Here is a 16,877-nt window from a genome sequence, read left to right on the forward strand (position 1 = left end):
CGCACAATAGTACAAACAAACCGCACACCGCTTCATGACCGTTCTAGCGATACATTATATAATTTCAACAGAGCGATATCTTTCCCAAAGAAATACATATAGGTATATGATTGTATTCCCATTTTTTACCCCAATTCATGTGTACTTTACTTGAAGTAAAGACGCTAAAGGAGACTACGTATGACAGCCAAAATTGGTATAGGTGTGATCGGTGTCGGCAGTATTTCAGAATTCCATTTAAAACCTTATAACAATCATCCAGATGTAGAGATTATCGGTGTCTGTGATCTTAATGCAGAACGTGCACAGACAGTAGCCAAGCAATATGAAGGCGCAATTCCTTATACAGATTATCAAGAACTTCTGAACAATCCAGATATTGATGCTGTCAGTATATGTACATGGAACAATAGTCATGCTGAAATTAGTATTGCGGCGCTTCAAGCAGGCAAACATGTACTGGTAGAGAAACCTCTTTGCCGTACAGTAGAAGAAGCACAACAAGTACAAGCCGCTGTACAAACTACAGGCAAATTATTGCAAGTTGGGTTTGTACGTCGCTATGATTCCAATGCCCAGATGCTTCACCAATTTAGTCAACAAGGCGATTTTGGTGATATCTATTATGCCAAAGCTTCGTATATTCGTCGTCTCGGCAATCCGGGCGGTTGGTTTAGCGATAGCAATCGTTCTGGCGGTGGGCCATTAATTGATATTGGTGTTCATGCTATTGATCTATGCTGGTATCTGATGGGCAGACCTGAACCGTTATCGGTTAGTGGTAATACGTATTATGAGTTAGGCAATCGAGCGAATGTCGAACATTTATCCCGTTATCAAGCCGCTGATTATGATGCCACTCAAAATGATGTAGAAGATATGGCAAATGCTATGATTCGTTTCAAAAATGGAGCTTCCCTGATCGTAGATGTAAGCTTTAGTCTGCATGCCAAACAAAATGAAGGCATGATCAAATTGTATGGAACAAAAGGTGGATTTGAAGTTGACCCAGCTGTTCATATCACTACCGAAAAGTACAATACTGTACTGAATATCGAACCTCAAACGGATCATAAAGATTTTCAATTCGAGCAAGCATTTGATAATGAAATTAAGCACTTTATCGATTGTATTCAGACAGGCAAACAACCGCTAAGTCCGGTGGAAGATGGCGTGCAGATGATGCGTATGCTCACAGCTATCTACGAATCTGCTAAGCTTGGCAAGGAGGTACTATTATGAAGCTCGGACTGAGTACGTATAGTCTACATGGACAATTGAGTTCTGGTGCTATGAGTGTACCGGATGTGATCGACTTTGCAGCAGATCATGGAGCTGTTCATGTAGAGATTGTTCCTCTTAGCTATAATTTGACAGAACAGCCTGAATTGATCGAACAGATTGTTACCCGCGCTCATGAACGTGGGATTGAACTTTCTAACTATGCGATTGGTGCTAATTTTTTGACAGACAGTGATGAAGAATACGAGCGAGAAATTCAGCGTGTGATGGACGAAGTCAATATTGCTCAGCAATTAGGGGTTACATTAATGCGTCATGATGTCGCTTCTTCATCAGATGTATCGATTCAACATTTTCATCAACAATTAAATCGTCTCGCTTCAGCTTGTCGTCGTATCGCTGATCATGCACAACAACATGGAATAACGACCAGTGTCGAAAATCATGGTTTTTTTATTCAACAGGCAGATCGTGTACAGACACTTATTCAGACTGTAGATCGTTCAAATTACAAAACAACACTCGATATCGGTAACTTTCTATGTGCTGATGAAAATCCGGTAGCTGCTGTTGCTCAGAACTTACCTTATGCTTCAATGGTACATGTCAAAGACTTCTATATTCGCCCTGGCTATCGTGCTCCTGGTGAAGGATGGTTTACAAGTACAGCAGGACAATACCTACGTGGAGCGATTATCGGTCAAGGCGATATTGATATGTGGGAAGTACTGCGTATAGTGAAACATTCTGGATATGATGGATATATTTCTGTCGAATTTGAAGGTATGGAAAATGACTTGCTTGGTGCACGAATTGGACTTGCGAATGTACAAAGAATATGGGACGAGGTGTAATCACATGGTCACAACATTAAGCAAAATCGGTGTTATTTCAGATAGCTTCGGTCTGGGTGTGAGAGCAGACTTGCAAAAAGCGAAAGAAGTCGGTGCAGACGGTGTACAGATTTGGGCAACACAAGGCGAAATGGAACCCGATCAACTTGATGCTAAAGCACGCGCTGAACTCAAACAATATCTAGCTGAACTTGGACTGGAAGTATCTGCTCTCTGTGCAGATTATGGTGGAGAAGGATTTCGTAATGAAGCAGATAATGTCTGGAAAATCGAAAAGTCCAAAAAAGTGATGACATTAGCGCTTGAATTAGGCAGTCCGATTGTAACGACTCATATCGGTATTGTGCCTGAAGACGAGAGCGATCCGATCTATAAAGTGATGCAATCTGCTTGTAATGAACTAGCTGCTTTCGCTTCTTCACTTGGAGGATACTTTGCGATAGAGACCGGTCCTGAACCGGCATCACGCCTCAAATCTTTTCTAGATTCTTTAGAAAGTAAAGGCGTTGCTGTCAATTACGATCCTGCTAATATGGTGATGGTTACAGGCGACGATCCTGTACAAGGTGTCTATACGTTACGTGATTACATCGTGCATACTCATGTCAAAGACGGTATTCGTACGCGTGAAGTGAATCCTCATGATGTATATGGTGATCTAAGCCATGAACAGATTGCGGCGATGAATGATGGAAGTATAGGATTTAGCGAAGTACCACTTGGTGAAGGAACCGTTGATTTTCCAGCTTATTTTGCCGCTCTCCAAGATATTGGATATACCGGTTATCTAACGATCGAACGTGAAGTGGGCGACCAACCAGAGCAAGATATTCGCCAAGCTGTTTCGTTTATCCAGCAATACAAATCCACTCTTTAATCATGCTTGATTAGGGTAAATAATAAGCCTTTAAATGATCATGTTCACCTTCATATATAGACGAATATACGATGTCTATATAGAGCGGGGAATGATCTTTTGAAGGCTTTTTTCACCTTATTGGGCTTTTGTTGTACGTCTACTCATTCTTTTACCCTGAGATTGGATCCTATATTAGATCGACTGTTGTACATTCAGACTGACTTCCACTACTTTATGTTGTGGTTCGTAATTTCCTTTGATCTGCGCATGTACTAATTCTACCGCTAACCTCGCAATCGTTCGTTCATCTTGCTTCAAGTAACCAACTCCCGGCAATTCAGGATCATCAAAAGAAATCAGTTCTACTGTCTCCGTCTTTTTCAACTCTACTAATGACGCATAGGTCAATTTCGCAGCTTCGGCGCTCAATGCTAGCACTGCGGTCACTTGCGGATGATGAGTGATGAAATGGGCAATATATTCTTTCCCCTGCTGATTACGCAAAATATCAAGCGGAATATGACACCACAAATTTTTATCAATCGAGATATGATGATCGATATATGCTTTTTCAAACCCAACAGTACGATCTTCAATAACAGTATTCGTACGATCCGGTGAAATTAAAGCAATATGACGATGCTGTTTACTTAATAAATACTCAATCGCTTCATAAGCCGCACTCAAATTATTCGAAGTAATCCGAAACGTCTCGATATTGCGTAGATACCGATCCATAAATACAAAAGGAAATTTATCCAGTGATAACCGCAATAACGACTCATTATACTTTTCATCTTCTGTTGGAAATACGATCATTCCCTGCGCCCCGATCGACAACAAACGATCAATCGCTTCACTTTCATTGCTAGAAGATTCACGCGTAATATGAAGAATCAATTGATAACCCAGTTGACCTGCATAATACTCACTATAATCAATCATTTTCTGGATAACATTGGTTTTCATCGTAGGAATAATAAGCCCGATCAGTGGTAGATTAGCAAGAGGAGTATTTGATAATACACGTGGTTGAGTACCGTATATCGAGTCAGATTGACTTTGATTGATACACTCTTGCTCTTTCCAGCATACAAATGTACCTTTCCCCTGAACACGTATCACTAATCCTTCTTCAGCAAGCCCTATCAATGCATTTTTTACTGTAATTTTACTCACTTGATACTCATCCATCATTTCTTGCTCTGAGGGTACACGATCTTTGTAGCGCAATTCCCCTGAAATAATTTTCTCTTTGATCTGCTGTTTGATTTGCTTATATAGCGGTATTTTTTTCATTTTCAGCATTCACCTCCTGCATGATTTTTTACCATTTTTTATAGCATAACACTTTTAATGTAAACGTATACATTTTGTTTGGAGCAGATTATAGCATACAAATTATATTTTTATATAAAATATATTTTTACTAAATTTATAACCAATTGAGTATATAAATCCTAAATCAGCAAACGTATACTACAGAAATGAAGCGTTTACATTTTGAATTTGGAGGTCATTTATGAAAAAGTCAAGCTTATTGCTTTCTTCTTTGCTACTGGTGACGACCCTTCTATCTGCTTGTGGTAACTCTACTGATTCTTCTTCTGCCTCTAGTGGAAGTGGAGCGAATGACAAAGTGACACTGACCGTAACTCACTATATGGTCGAAAAACCAAAAGTCGATACATTCAAGAAATTAACCGATCGTTTTACAGAATTGAATCCTAATATTACATTCGATGTGCAAGTGATGCCTGTAGACAAATACAACGACAATATCAAAATGAAAGTAGCCGCAAGCGATGTACCGGATATTATTTTCGGTCGTCCACAAGGTATGGTTGATATTACCAAAGCAGGTGCTTTTCTAGACCTTACCAACGAACCTTTTATTCAAAAAGTGAACAAAGACTATCTGCCTAACGTGTCTTATGACGGTAAAGTATACGGATTGCCTACCGATCTTATGACCAATGCAGTGATCTACAACAAAGATTTATTCAAAAAAGCAGGTGTTGAAGTTCCCAAAACATACTCTGAACTTGTAAAAGTAGCGCAAACATTACAATCCAAAAATATCACTCCATTTGCAGCTTCGTGGAAAGATGGGGCTTCATATATGAGCTTTATGTGGCCGGATATGTGGGGAACTTTGCTCAAAGACAATCCTGATTATGCAGGTAAAGTGATGGCAGGCGAGACTACATTTGCAGCGATTCCCGGGTATAAAGATTTCTTAGGACGTGTAAATACATTAAGCTCTTTTGCCAATAAAGATGCCGCTGATATTGATTATGATCGTTCGCTTCAATATTTTGCACAAGGTAAAGCAGCTATGGATATTATGGGTAGCTTCGCTATTGGAACGATCCGTAATTATAGCCCTGATGGTAACTTCGGTGTATTTATGTATCCGGCAACAGATAATCCTGAGAATAATGTAATGACCTATTCAACAGATGATACATGGATGATCGGGGCTCAATCCAAAAATCTAGATGCAGCTAAAAAATTCTTAGAATTTATGGCTTCGGAGGAAGGATCTCAAATCTGGGCAGATGGCGTACAGACATTAAGCGCTATTTCAGCAGATATCAAACCAGCCAAACAAGATCCGATCGCTGAAGAATTTCAAACGATCTTCAAAACAGGCAAAGTGGTCAACAATCAGGTCAAACCACTCTGGTACGGTCAATATGATGATACTTGGCAAAAAGATTTAACCTTCTTCCTTGTCTCTGATCCTGCTACACGTAGTGTCGATGAATTGCTACAAAAATTAGATGCTGACTTCGCTCGTATTAATAAAATGAATTAATCATATGTACCCTATTCTAACTAATGTGGTGGTGATCTCGTGACCCGTAAGTACAAAGACGAACTGCTCAAGTTCACCTTTATCGTTCCTGCATTACTATTCTTTTGCCTTGTCGTTGTATTTCCGTTTTTTCGCGGAGTCAATATCGCTTTCACCAATTGGAACGGTATCGATATGTCTTACGATTATGTCGGTCTGCACAATCTCAAATTATTATTTACCGATACAGAGCTACTAAATCCGATCAAAAACACATTGTTTTTTGCTATCTTTACGACTGTCTTTATTAACGTTATCGGCTTGGGACTTGCTGTTGCACTAAATACCAAGTTCCCGGGTGTTAATTTGCTCAAAAGTTTTATCTTTATGCCAATGGTGATTAGTCTGGTACTGGCTGCTATTATCTGGCGTTATATTTACAGCGATATTTTTCCAACGATTTTCCATACCGATGGAGGATTATTGGGAAATCCGACTACAGTTATGTTAGGTATCTCAATTATTAGTGTCTGGAAAGAAGTCGGACTCGCGATGGTTATCTATTATGCCGGTCTACAGACGATTCCCAAAGATATGTACGAATCTGCGCATATCGATGGAGCCGGTAGCTGGACTCAATTTTCCAAAATCACTGTTCCTTTATTAATGCCTGCATTTACGTATTGTATTCCGCTCTGGATCGGGACTGGATTACGACAATTTGATTACCCGATGGTCGCTACAAAAGGTGGCCCGGGTACATCCTCCGAGACATTAGCGATGTATGTGTACAATTACGAATTCCCTTATTTCAAAGCAGGTTACGGACAGATGGCGGCATTGATGTTATTTTTCTTCATCTTAATCGTCACAGTGTTCGTCACTAACTATTTCCGCAGAAGAGAGGTGGAATATTGAATACTTCGGTTCCGATCGTACAAGTCAAAGAAGCGCCCAATCGTCGTTTTCCCAAATTATTACGAATCATTATGCTGTATATTATCGCTATTTTGTTTTTATTTCCGTTTTATATTGCGATCGTGTATTCGATCAAAACACCTGTAGAAACAGCTCAAAGTCCGCTCGCTTTTCCAACACATATTGCATGGTCCAACTATAGTGATGCGATAGCTGCTTCTAACTTTTTTTTGGCTTTGCGTAATAGTGTGTTAACGACAATCGGTACTGTACTCTTAACGATTACTGTCTGTTCTATGGCGGCTTATATGATCGCTCGTAACAACAATCGGTTTTACAACTTTTTCTACTATCTATTTATGTCTAGCATTATGTTGCCTTTCCAAGTACTAATGTTTCCACTTTACAAAACGTGGACAGAACTGCATTTATTAAATACGATTCCCGGTTTGATTATTGCTTTGACCGGTGTACAGATTGGTTATTTTGCTTTTCTCTATGTAGGCTTTATCAAGACAGTGCCGCGAGAATTAGAAGAATCGGCAACACTTGATGGCGCATCCAGATATCGGACATTTTTCAGTATTATTTTTCCGTTACTCAAGCCAATCAATTCAACAATTCTTGTATTAAGTGCACTTGGAGCATGGAATGACTTTGTCGTATCAATGATTATCGTTCAGAAAAAAGAAGCTTCTACATTACCGCTTGTTCAATTTCAATTTTTCGGAGAATATACATCAGAGATTAATATGGCATTTGCAGCGATTATTTTATCAATGATCCCGATTATGGTGTTCTACCTATTTGCGCAAAAATATATTATCGGCGGTGTAACGGCTGGAGCTGTTAAAGGCTAACCCGTAATTATATTCCTATACTACATGACAGATTATACAAAGGAGTTTTGAGATGGATACTCAATCTTCACCTTCTTCTGCTACGAATACTTATCGCAATCCGATTATTGAACAGCGTGCTGATCCATGGGTGTATCGACATATTGATCAACAATATTATTTTACCGGCTCTGTTCCTTCGTTTGATTATATCGAACTTCGGCGTGCAGCTACGATTCAAAATCTAGCTGATGCAGAACCTGTAATCGTATGGCGTAAGCCAGATAGCGGGCCGATGAGTCATTTAATCTGGGCTCCTGAGCTTCATTATATTCATCAGAAATGGTATATCTATTTTGCTGCCGCCGCTACAGATGAGATTGTCGATGGGCTTTTCCAGCATCGTATGTTTGTACTGGAAAATGATCACCCTGATCCACTACAAGGTTCATGGATCGAAAAAGGACAAATCGTTACTCCATGGGATACATTCGCTCTGGATGCGACAACATTTATACATCAAGATCAACAATATCTGTTATGGGCGCAAAAAGAACCTGAAGTCGATGGTAATTCCAATTTATACTTATCTCTTATGGCAAATCCCTGGACATTAAAAGGGACTCCTACGCGATTAAGTATTCCTGAATTATCATGGGAATGTATCGGATTCAAAGTCAATGAAGGCCCTGCTTTTTTACGCAAACAAGATCAATTATTTATCAGCTATTCTGCCAGTGCTACCGATCATCATTACTGTCTGGGACTACTTACAGCCGATATCCATAGCGATATTCTAAATGCTGGATCATGGCGCAAAAGTGATCAGCCTGTTTTTGGCACAGCAGAAGCTCATTCTCAATATGGCCCCGGGCATAATTGCTTTACAATCTCAGAAGATGGGCAACATGATGTAATAATCTATCATGCTCGTAATTACAAAGAAATTTCAGGCAATCCATTATATGATCCTAACCGTCACATGCGTGCTCAAGTGATCCAATGGAGGTCTGATGGTACACCTGACTTTGGTCGTCCTGTTGCCGATACTGTCTAGATTGACTTCGATCTATCTGTACATCATCTACCAAAAAATAACACTTTTTTTGAATATCTTATCAAATAAAATAAACAAAAAACCTCTGTATCACTGAGATATTTCAGCGATATAGAGGTTTTTTGTTGTGCTTTAGCATAATATATGTAGCATTTGTTCTCACTACAATCTTCATTTTATATAGCTTCATACAGATAACGATATAAAAGAAATAACGCAATCCCCCAGATCATTAATGCTGAACATTTGTTCAATACATTTAACCATCTACCCGAAGAATCAAAACGACCCACCCAATGTCCACTTACTGCCAAGCAGACAAACCATACCCATGAAACAATAATACATGTGAGAGTAAAAATAAATTTATCAATACCTTCATACGGTAATGAACTAATCCCAATTACGCCGATCGTATCTAGCAACGCATGTGGATTGAGTAAGGATACAGATAAAGCAAACACAATCTGCTTGCGTATCGACAATGGTTGTATACTCCCTTGCTCAGAACGAATACTACTTTTCCATGTGATATACCCCATATATAGAAGAAACACGATTCCACCGATCATTAGAACATGCTTAATCCAGGGTAATCCAAGCACTACTAATGACACTCCACCTACAGCCAGACTAATAAGTAAAGTATCGCAAATACCTGCTGTTATCACTACAGGCAGAGTACGCCAGAGTGGTCGCTGCACAATCCCTTGTTGAAAAATAAAAATATTTTGCACCCCTAAAGGTAAAATAAGCCCTAATGCTAATAAAAAAGCATGCATCACAATACCAACCATATCTGTTCTCCTTTCACTTGCATATCTAAGTCTATCTTGAATAGGCTAGTAAAGGTACAGCCAAATGTGTAGTATATAACCCAACCAAATCTATAGGATTCAATCTATTGTACAAAGGAGTACACTCAATGAATTATTGGAAACCTGATCGACAATCCACTCTACCTTTACATAGACAAATCGAGCAACATATTCGTTATAAAATAATCAGTGGTGAATGGCCGATCGGGACTCGCTTGCCTTCACAACGCCAACTAGCTACTGTATTTGAAGTAAATCGTAGTACAATTATGATCGCATTAGATGAATTAAAATCATGGGGCATTATAGAGGGTAATAAAGGTGGAGGCACAACTGTAATCAACAACACATGGAACCTGATAGCTGCTGCTGCTCAACAAACGATAGATTGGCAAGCTTATGTAAATGCCGGCATCCATCAACCCAATCTAAAAACAATTCAAAAAATTAATCATGCTGAATTTGCTCAAGGAATGATTCGTACAGGTACAGGTGAATTAGGCAAAGAGTTAATGCCTCATCGCCAAATATCTTCTATTTTACAACAAGCACCGTCTGAACTGTTTTTAGGATATGAAGAACCAAAAGGCAATTTTGAATTAAGACAGCAGATTGCTCATTATGTAAAGCAATGGGGTATACATTGTAGCCCTGATTCTATTTTGATCGTATCTGGATCTATTCAAGCTCTACAATTAATAGCTGTAGGACTTCTAGCTCGCCCATCCAGTATTGTAGCTGAATCTCCATCTTATATTCGTTCTATTCAAGTCTTTCAATCAGCAGGTGTACCTATTCATTCTGTTTCTCTGGATAAAGAAGGAATTGATCTGAAAGATTTACATGCCACAGTCGCTCAATATCAATCAGGATTACTATATACGATTCCTACTTTTCATAATCCAACAGGTATACTGATGTCTAAGCAACGCCGTAATGATCTTATTGAACAATGTAAAGAATTGAGATTACCTATTATTGAAGATGATGTATATCGTGAATTATGGTTAGATGATCTTCCCCCTGCTCCGCTCAAATCACAAGATTCCAATGGTAATATCGTCTATTTAGGAAGTATGTCCAAAATGATGAGTCCGGGGCTTCGAGTAGGTTGGGTTATCGCACCTGAACCAGTTATCGAACGATTAGCCGATATCAAAATGCAGACCGATTACGGTTCTAGCAATCTTTCTCAATATGTTGCTACCCAATGGTTCGCTCAAGGTTATCACGAACCACATATACAATGGGTACGCGGGCAATTGCGTACGCGTCGTGATCAGATGCTTGAACTATTACAGCAACATTTTAGCGATATAGCCGATTGGCAAATACCTACAGGTGGCTTTTATATCTGGGTAAAGTTAACTGTTACAGTACCTATGCAATTATTGTTTGAGCGCGCTATTCAGGCAAATATTTTAATTAATCCGGGTTATTTATATGAAGACGAAGCCACATCGCATATAAGATTATCATATGCGTATACCTCACCAGAGCATCTACACACTAGCATTATCCAACTCAAAAAATATATTATTTCGTTATGTCGTTAGTTTGAACAATCATTTATTATTTTTTAAGACATTTTGCTGTTTTATTGGTGTTATTATCTCACTTACTTATTTACTGTGCATACTATCAATGATACTATTAGCTGTAGCTTTAACAGACAATTTCATGTATGGAGAAAAGCAAACTATTCGAAAGAATAGGACGCAAAGTGTGGAGTCTAACAAGTATAGATCGAATATACTTTATTGATTGTCCTACCGCCCCGAACAATGATCGGGGTTTTTCTGTTTTTTTTATCGTATACAACAAGAGATACGGAGTGATAACTATGAAAAAGTGGTCTTATTTATTTATTCTGTTAGGCATTATGATTCTAGCTTATCCACAAGTCAGTGAATGGTATGCCGATTGGCAACAAGATCGCTTATTAAATGAAGCTGAAAGTGAAGCAATCGCCCCGTCTACTACTCAACCTGCGAATTTAAAAAGTGGATATGCCAAAGTAAATCATCTTTTAAATGAAGAAAGTGAACAGTCTACTTCTGCTCCAGCACCAGTACAAGGTGACATTTTAGGGATTATTACTATTGATAAGATTGATGTAAAATTACCGATTGTCGAAGGAGCAACACGCGATAATATGCGTAGTGCAGCTGTACACATTTCTGAAACAGATCAATTAGGTCAAGCAGGCAACTTCGCAATTGCTGCGCATCGAGCTCACAAATATGGACGATTATTTAATCGATTAAATGAGGTCAAAATTGGCGATATTGTGAAAATTGAGTCTAGGGGTAAAGTTTTCGAATATAAAGCCGATAATATAAGTATAGTGGAACCTACTGACGTATCAGTATTAGAAAGTCACCCTAATCGTGAAGAAATCACGTTAGTGACTTGCGATCCTCTAGTTAATCCGACTCATAGACTTATTATCCATGCTGAACGAATATCGACAAATATTTCTAGTTGATTTTTCTCAATTTAATGATATTATAGTAAATATGAACAACCAGTAACTTTTAAGGTTTAGGAATTTAGACACTTAACCATAAAAGCTTCTGCACGATAATGGCAAACCTTTCGAAAGACTGGGACGCAAAGCTAAAGGGCCTTACCTCTTATGGGGTTGGTAGCCAGCCACCGAATGAAGAAGCTTTTTTCTATACACTAAATATCCTTTTTATGTCATATATGCAAATTTAAACTAAAATTCAAACGATAACGGCAAACCTGTCGAAAGACTGGGACGCAAAGCTAAAGGGCCTTGACCACATGGCAGCCAGCTACCGAAAGGAATACTAATCATGAAAAAACTTTTGCTAACTTGCTTGACAGCATTCACTCTTATCTCTTTCGCTCCGACGCATACTTATGCAGCTACACCTCCTGCTACTGACTCTTGGTTAGACACTTCAACTGTAAGTGAAGGCTTTATCGCCGTTCATTATAATGCACCAAGTCACACTCGTACTAAATTGATGATTAGCAAAAACGATGTGAACTACACTTACGATCTTAACTCAACTCAAACTGATTCTTCTTTCCCTTTGCAATTAGGTAACGGAACATATAATGTAACGATTCTTGAGAACACATCAGGTAACAGCTACAAAAAAGTCCAAGGTGATTCTCTTGAAATGAACCTTAACAACGAAAATGCTGTCTATCTTGCTTCCACTCAAAATGTAGATTGGAAAAATGCTACTGCTCTTATCAGCAAAGCACAACAATTGACTAAAAATGCAACAACAGATACAGAAAAAGCACAAGCTATCTACGATTATATTACTACTAATGTAAAATACGATTATAAATTTGCTAGTGCATTGCCTGCTGTATATGTACCAGATGCTGCAACTACATTAGTATCTAACAAAGGCATTTGCTACGATTACGCTTCTCTAAATGCAGCAATGCTTCGTAGCGTAGGCGTTCCTACAAAATTGGTAATGGGTACTTCTACAAATGTTAAAGAATACCATGCTTGGAACGAAGTTTTATTGAATGGTCAATGGGTAACAGTAGATACTACAGTTGATGCTACTTTAAAACAAAGCGGTAAAACAACAACATTAGCTAAAGATGCTGCTGAATACAAAGCTGTTAAAACTTACTAATCTCACATTTCAAATATTCATTATATTTGCATATTCATACACAACTCAAAAAGCGAGAATGATCATTAATATGACCATTCTCGCTTTTTTGATTGGATTTATTATTTGTATTTACAGCTATTCTATGACTACCATACACTGCATTTTAATCATTGTGAGCTTTGAGGAGGTTCTTTTTTGCTCAATTCCCCGCCCATTGCTTTGAGAAACTGTAATCCTACTGATAATGAAGATCTAACATCAGGATCGCGCATCATTCCGAGCAATCCAATCATACCTGGCGGATGATCATCAGCATGACTATTCTTTTTCCCGACTTTGGAAGGCTTATCATTCTCATACAATTTCTGTGAAGAATCAGAATGTAGGTCTCCTAGATGATCTAATCCTGCTCCTAAAGCTTTGATTAGCTTTTCTAGTTCTTTTGGATCAAGCTTACCTAATACTTGAATAAGCGTAAACGCATTTTTGATCAATGGGGGCAAATTCATTCCTTCAATCATATCAATGCCTATCGCACTGATTGGAATTCTATTTTTGAGCGCAGCATCTGCAATATCCAGTACGCCTGCTCGATCCAGTTCTTTGACAATCTCTAGCATTTTCAAGATTGATTCTGTATTGTCTGTTAATGCTTTGATTAATAGACCTAGTGATTGAGCTTGAAGCTCCGCTTCTGTCGGAATATGACGTTCTATCTGCTTAATAGGTCTCGCCATGAGACTCACGCTCCTTCTGGATCGTTGTAGCAATCGGTTCATAGTCTGATCGATTCCACTTATCTTCGACTCGTACACTGATCTGAGGACGGCGTGTAGCGAAGCGTGGGTTGACCTGAGGCAAAGGCGACACCTGATGCTCTACTTCATCTACCAACACTTCCATCATCACATTGATTTCTTTGTAACTTGGCGTATGGGTAACTTTATCGGTATAACTACTGGTTAAGCGGTTGATGGCTTCATGTTCATTGGATGTATTCATCGGCAAATACAATTCTTTGCCTTTCACCCGATCTGTTACCAGTACCGACAATTTGACTTTACCAAAAGGAGAAATCAATCGAACTTTGCTACCGTCTTGTACTCCTCGCTCTGCTGCCAATTCTGGTGAGACTTCTAGCCATGTGCCAGGCACTTTATGGCGAATTCCCTCTGCTTTGTACGTCATATTGCCTTCATGGAAATGTTCTAATAACCGTCCGTTATTCAAATGTAGATCATACATCGCTTCTGGCTCATACGGTTGTGTCCATTCTACCGGATATAATTTTGCTTTACCGTTAGGGAAATGGAACTCTTCTTCATACAACAAATGTGTACTGGTTCCGTTTGGATGCACAGGCCACAATTGACTATTCCAGCCTTCTAACAGATCATAATGAACACCTGCAAATAAAGGGGCTAGACTCGCTGCTTCTGCCATAATTTCGCTCGGATGAGTATAATTCCACTGCGCTCCCAAAGCATTAGCAACATCTTGAATAATGCGCCAGTCTGGCTTGGAATCACCTAGAGGGGCAAGCACTTCATGGAACCGCTGAATACGGCGCTCGGTATTGGTAAATGTACCGTCTTTTTCAAGACTTGGAGAAGCTGGCAAAATCACATCAGCATATTGAGCTGTATTGGAGAAGAAAATATCCTGTACAACGAAAAAGTCCAGCTTGCCTAACATCTCTGCGACAAAGTTAGAATTAGAATCGACCAACGCCATATCTTCACCAAATAGATACATGGCTTTTAGCTTACCTTCTTCAATCGCATCAACCATCTGATGATTATCATATCCAGGTTCTGCAGGAAGCTGAACGCCCCATGCTTGCTCATAACGATGGCGCACATCATCATCTGATACTTTTTCATACCCGGGGAAGAAATTCGGCATCGTTCCAAAATCACAAGCGCCTTGTACATTGTTGTGACCACGTAAAGGATAAGCACCTGTGCCCGGACGACCGAAATTACCTGTAGTTAACAACAGATTACATAGCGCTGTAGATGTATCTGTTCCACCGCGATGTTGAGTTACACCCATTGCCCACAACACACATACTGATTTTGCTTGATGAATCATTTCAGCGGTAGCAATTAATTCTGCTTGTGAGATGCCGGATACTTGCTCTGCATATTCTAATGTGTACTGATCGAGTGATTGACGGAACTCTTCGTATCCATCGACACGAGCTGTTAAAAATCCGTTATCTTCCCAGCCTTGATCGATAATATATTTGGTAACCGCAGATACCCAGACCAGATCAGAACCAGGACTTGGATGCAAATGAATATCTGCACGTTCTGCCATTTCATTTTTGCGTAGATCGGATACGATCAGTTTTTGACCATGCAGTTTATGTGCTCTTTTCACTCTTGTAGCTAGCACCGGATGGGATTCAGCAGGGTTCGCTCCTACAATCATAACTAGATCTGCTTGCTGAATATCTTCAATCGTACCGCTATCTCCACCCATACCTACGGTACGCATCAATCCCGATGTAGCTGGAGACTGACAATAACGAGAACAGTTATCTACATTGTTCGTGCCCATAATAGAACGTACAAATTTTTGGAAAATATAATTCTCTTCATTAGAACATTTCGATGAAGCGATATAACCGATCGAATCTGCTCCATACTCATCACGAATACTGCCTAATTTGCCAGCGATCAGATTAAGCGCTTCTTCCCAGCTTGATTCGACAAATCGATCACCTTTACGGATCAAAGGTTTGGTTAGGCGTTCTTCACTATTTACAAAATCCCAACCCCATTTACCTTTAATACACGTCGAAATTCCATTCACCGGTGCATCGATTGAAGGTTCGATTTTGAGAATATCGCGCCCTTTGGTCCATACTTCAAAGCTACAGCCGACTCCACAATATGTGCAGACGGTTTTGGTACGTTTGATCCGCGAACTACGCATAGAAGCTTCGATCTCTGATACTTTAAATATTTCTCGGTATCCCGGTTCGATTTCTTTGGTCAGTTCAATCATTGGTTCCATCACTTGATTATCGATACCTGTTAGGAATCCAGCTTCACCGACCATCGTAGTCTCCATCAACGCATTACAAGGGCATACCGTAACACAATGTCCGCACGATACACAGGAAGACTGATCAACAGGCACATCATCATCCCAGATGACACGCGGCTGATCACGACTCCAATCGATCGTTAATGTCTCATTGACTTGAAGATCCTGACAAGCTTCTACACAGCGTCCACATAAAATACATTGATCTGGATCATATCTATAAAAAGGATTGGTATTATCAATTTGATAAGGTTTGGGTTGAAAAGGATAAGTCTGATGTTCGATCCCTAATTTTTCTGTTGTGTTATGAACGACACAATTTCCATTATTGTTATCGCAGACCGTACAATACAGTTCATGATTTTTGAGAATACGTGACATCGATTCTTGCTGTGCTGCTTTGACCTGTGAAGATTCTGTAGAGATTTGCATGCCTGGACTAACTACCGTGCTACATCCGCGAACCAATTCTCCGTTCACTTCTACCATACATGTATCACATGTCTCGATTGCTCCTAGTTGCTCGTTATAACAAATTTGCGGAATATAAAATTCGTCTTGTCCTTTGGCTGCTTGCACGATAGTTATACCTGGTTCTGTAACGACCGATTGTCCGTTTACTTCAATCACGATCTGTTCTGTATGGCCTGTCTTCATCATCCTGTTCACCTCTACCTTAAAATTAGTCCTAAATAGTCTAGTTGTATGATGCAATAAGCTACTTCTAAATTGATCCTGACATGATGTGTTGCAACGACTTATCACAAAATAATGTATTATAAAATTGAATGAATCATATTTACCCAATCCCTTTTT

The 16,877-nt window shown here is 39.3% G+C and carries 14 protein-coding genes and 3 riboswitches; of the genes, 10 read left to right on the plus strand and 4 right to left on the minus strand.

Translation table 11 applies throughout. The features are described 5' to 3' along the window. Positions 1–180 precede the first annotated feature (180 nt). From QCD85_RS04615 to QCD85_RS04625, 3 genes are read left to right on the plus strand one after another with little or no spacing between them, the layout of a single operon-like run. A complete protein-coding gene (locus tag QCD85_RS04615; RefSeq protein WP_301261759.1) occupies positions 181–1,242 on the plus strand; it encodes a Gfo/Idh/MocA family protein in 1,062 nt (353 codons plus the stop codon). Next, the gene (locus QCD85_RS04620) at positions 1,239–2,096 is read left to right on the plus strand and encodes a sugar phosphate isomerase/epimerase family protein (protein ID WP_301261760.1); all 858 of its coding nucleotides are present in this window, start codon (positions 1,239–1,241) and stop codon (positions 2,094–2,096) included. The genes QCD85_RS04615 and QCD85_RS04620 overlap by 4 nt, the downstream gene beginning before the upstream one ends. A gap of 4 nt (positions 2,097–2,100) precedes the next feature. Beyond that, complete coding sequence (locus QCD85_RS04625; RefSeq protein WP_301261761.1) at positions 2,101–2,973, plus strand: sugar phosphate isomerase/epimerase family protein; 873 nt, start codon at positions 2,101–2,103, stop codon at positions 2,971–2,973. 174 nt (positions 2,974–3,147) lie between these two features. On the opposite strand, the gene QCD85_RS04630 is transcribed toward QCD85_RS04625, so the two are convergent. Next, a complete protein-coding gene (locus QCD85_RS04630) occupies positions 3,148–4,254 on the minus strand; it encodes a GntR family transcriptional regulator (protein ID WP_301261762.1) in 1,107 nt (368 codons plus the stop codon). 223 nt (positions 4,255–4,477) lie between these two features. Here QCD85_RS04630 and QCD85_RS04635 point away from each other — a divergent pair, with 223 nt between their 5' ends. The 4 genes from QCD85_RS04635 to QCD85_RS04650 are packed head-to-tail and all read left to right on the plus strand — an operon-like array spanning position 4,478 to position 8,569. Next, positions 4,478–5,776 carry an ABC transporter substrate-binding protein gene (locus QCD85_RS04635; protein ID WP_301261763.1) on the plus strand — a complete coding sequence of 433 codons (1,299 nt, stop codon included), beginning with the start codon at positions 4,478–4,480 and terminating at the stop codon, positions 5,774–5,776. A 39-nt stretch (positions 5,777–5,815) separates the two neighbouring features. Next, a complete protein-coding gene (locus tag QCD85_RS04640) occupies positions 5,816–6,673 on the plus strand; it encodes a carbohydrate ABC transporter permease (protein WP_301261764.1) in 858 nt (285 codons plus the stop codon). Beyond that, on the plus strand, positions 6,670–7,533 hold the full coding sequence (locus QCD85_RS04645) for a carbohydrate ABC transporter permease (protein WP_301261765.1): 864 nt from the start codon (positions 6,670–6,672) through the stop codon (positions 7,531–7,533). The genes QCD85_RS04640 and QCD85_RS04645 overlap by 4 nt, the downstream gene beginning before the upstream one ends. Before the next feature lie 52 nt (positions 7,534–7,585). Beyond that, positions 7,586–8,569: a glycoside hydrolase family 43 protein gene (locus tag QCD85_RS04650; protein WP_301261766.1), complete on the plus strand. Its 984-nt coding sequence runs from the start codon at positions 7,586–7,588 to the stop codon at positions 8,567–8,569. A gap of 176 nt (positions 8,570–8,745) precedes the next feature. Here the strand turns inward: QCD85_RS04650 and QCD85_RS04655 are convergent, their stop codons facing one another. Further along, positions 8,746–9,366 (minus strand): LysE/ArgO family amino acid transporter, encoded by a 621-nt coding sequence (locus tag QCD85_RS04655; protein ID WP_301261767.1) that lies wholly within the window; start codon positions 9,364–9,366, stop codon positions 8,746–8,748. 128 nt (positions 9,367–9,494) lie between these two features. Here QCD85_RS04655 and QCD85_RS04660 point away from each other — a divergent pair, with 128 nt between their 5' ends. From QCD85_RS04660 to QCD85_RS04670, 3 genes are all read left to right on the plus strand, one after another. Beyond that, positions 9,495–10,943 (plus strand): aminotransferase-like domain-containing protein, encoded by a 1,449-nt coding sequence (locus QCD85_RS04660; protein WP_301261768.1) that lies wholly within the window; start codon positions 9,495–9,497, stop codon positions 10,941–10,943. 127 nt (positions 10,944–11,070) lie between these two features. Then, positions 11,071–11,167, plus strand: a riboswitch (cyclic di-GMP riboswitch). A 63-nt stretch (positions 11,168–11,230) separates the two neighbouring features. After that, a complete protein-coding gene (locus QCD85_RS04665) occupies positions 11,231–11,875 on the plus strand; it encodes a class D sortase (RefSeq protein WP_301261769.1) in 645 nt (214 codons plus the stop codon). Positions 11,876–11,965: 90 nt separating this feature from the next. Continuing rightward, a riboswitch (cyclic di-GMP riboswitch) is annotated at positions 11,966–12,050 on the plus strand. Between the two features lie 68 nt (positions 12,051–12,118). Continuing rightward, positions 12,119–12,196, plus strand: a riboswitch (cyclic di-GMP riboswitch). A gap of 13 nt (positions 12,197–12,209) precedes the next feature. After that, complete coding sequence (locus tag QCD85_RS04670) at positions 12,210–13,022, plus strand: transglutaminase-like domain-containing protein (RefSeq protein ID WP_274170811.1); 813 nt, start codon at positions 12,210–12,212, stop codon at positions 13,020–13,022. A 149-nt stretch (positions 13,023–13,171) separates the two neighbouring features. Here QCD85_RS04670 and QCD85_RS04675 read toward each other — a convergent pair whose 3' ends face one another. Together QCD85_RS04675 and fdhF are read right to left on the minus strand one after the other, a co-directional pair. Beyond that, entirely contained in the window at positions 13,172–13,741 is a 570-nt protein-coding gene (locus tag QCD85_RS04675; protein ID WP_273615074.1) for a DUF1641 domain-containing protein, read from the minus strand. Beyond that, on the minus strand, positions 13,725–16,718 hold the full coding sequence (gene fdhF / locus QCD85_RS04680; RefSeq protein WP_301261770.1) for a formate dehydrogenase subunit alpha: 2,994 nt from the start codon (positions 16,716–16,718) through the stop codon (positions 13,725–13,727). The genes QCD85_RS04675 and fdhF overlap by 17 nt, the downstream gene beginning before the upstream one ends. Positions 16,719–16,877 lie beyond the last annotated feature (159 nt).

This window comes from Paenibacillus sp. PsM32, assembly GCF_030433815.1.
In the GTDB taxonomy this organism is placed as follows: domain Bacteria; phylum Bacillota; class Bacilli; order Paenibacillales; family Paenibacillaceae; genus Saccharibacillus; species Saccharibacillus kyungheensis.

Coding starts and splice junctions, on each gene's coding strand:
- QCD85_RS04615 (WP_301261759.1), top strand. CDS start 181: ATGACAGCCAAAATTGGTATAGGTGTGATCGGTGTCGGCAGTATTTCA.
- QCD85_RS04620 (WP_301261760.1), top strand. CDS start 1,239: ATGAAGCTCGGACTGAGTACGTATAGTCTACATGGACAATTGAGTTCT.
- QCD85_RS04625 (WP_301261761.1), top strand. CDS start 2,101: ATGGTCACAACATTAAGCAAAATCGGTGTTATTTCAGATAGCTTCGGT.
- QCD85_RS04630 (WP_301261762.1), bottom strand. CDS start 4,254: ATGAAAAAAATACCGCTATATAAGCAAATCAAACAGCAGATCAAAGAG.
- QCD85_RS04635 (WP_301261763.1), top strand. CDS start 4,478: ATGAAAAAGTCAAGCTTATTGCTTTCTTCTTTGCTACTGGTGACGACC.
- QCD85_RS04650 (WP_301261766.1), top strand. CDS start 7,586: ATGGATACTCAATCTTCACCTTCTTCTGCTACGAATACTTATCGCAAT.
- QCD85_RS04655 (WP_301261767.1), bottom strand. CDS start 9,366: ATGGTTGGTATTGTGATGCATGCTTTTTTATTAGCATTAGGGCTTATT.
- QCD85_RS04660 (WP_301261768.1), top strand. CDS start 9,495: ATGAATTATTGGAAACCTGATCGACAATCCACTCTACCTTTACATAGA.
- QCD85_RS04665 (WP_301261769.1), top strand. CDS start 11,231: ATGAAAAAGTGGTCTTATTTATTTATTCTGTTAGGCATTATGATTCTA.
- QCD85_RS04670 (WP_274170811.1), top strand. CDS start 12,210: ATGAAAAAACTTTTGCTAACTTGCTTGACAGCATTCACTCTTATCTCT.
- QCD85_RS04675 (WP_273615074.1), bottom strand. CDS start 13,741: ATGGCGAGACCTATTAAGCAGATAGAACGTCATATTCCGACAGAAGCG.
- fdhF (WP_301261770.1), bottom strand. CDS start 16,718: ATGAAGACAGGCCATACAGAACAGATCGTGATTGAAGTAAACGGACAA.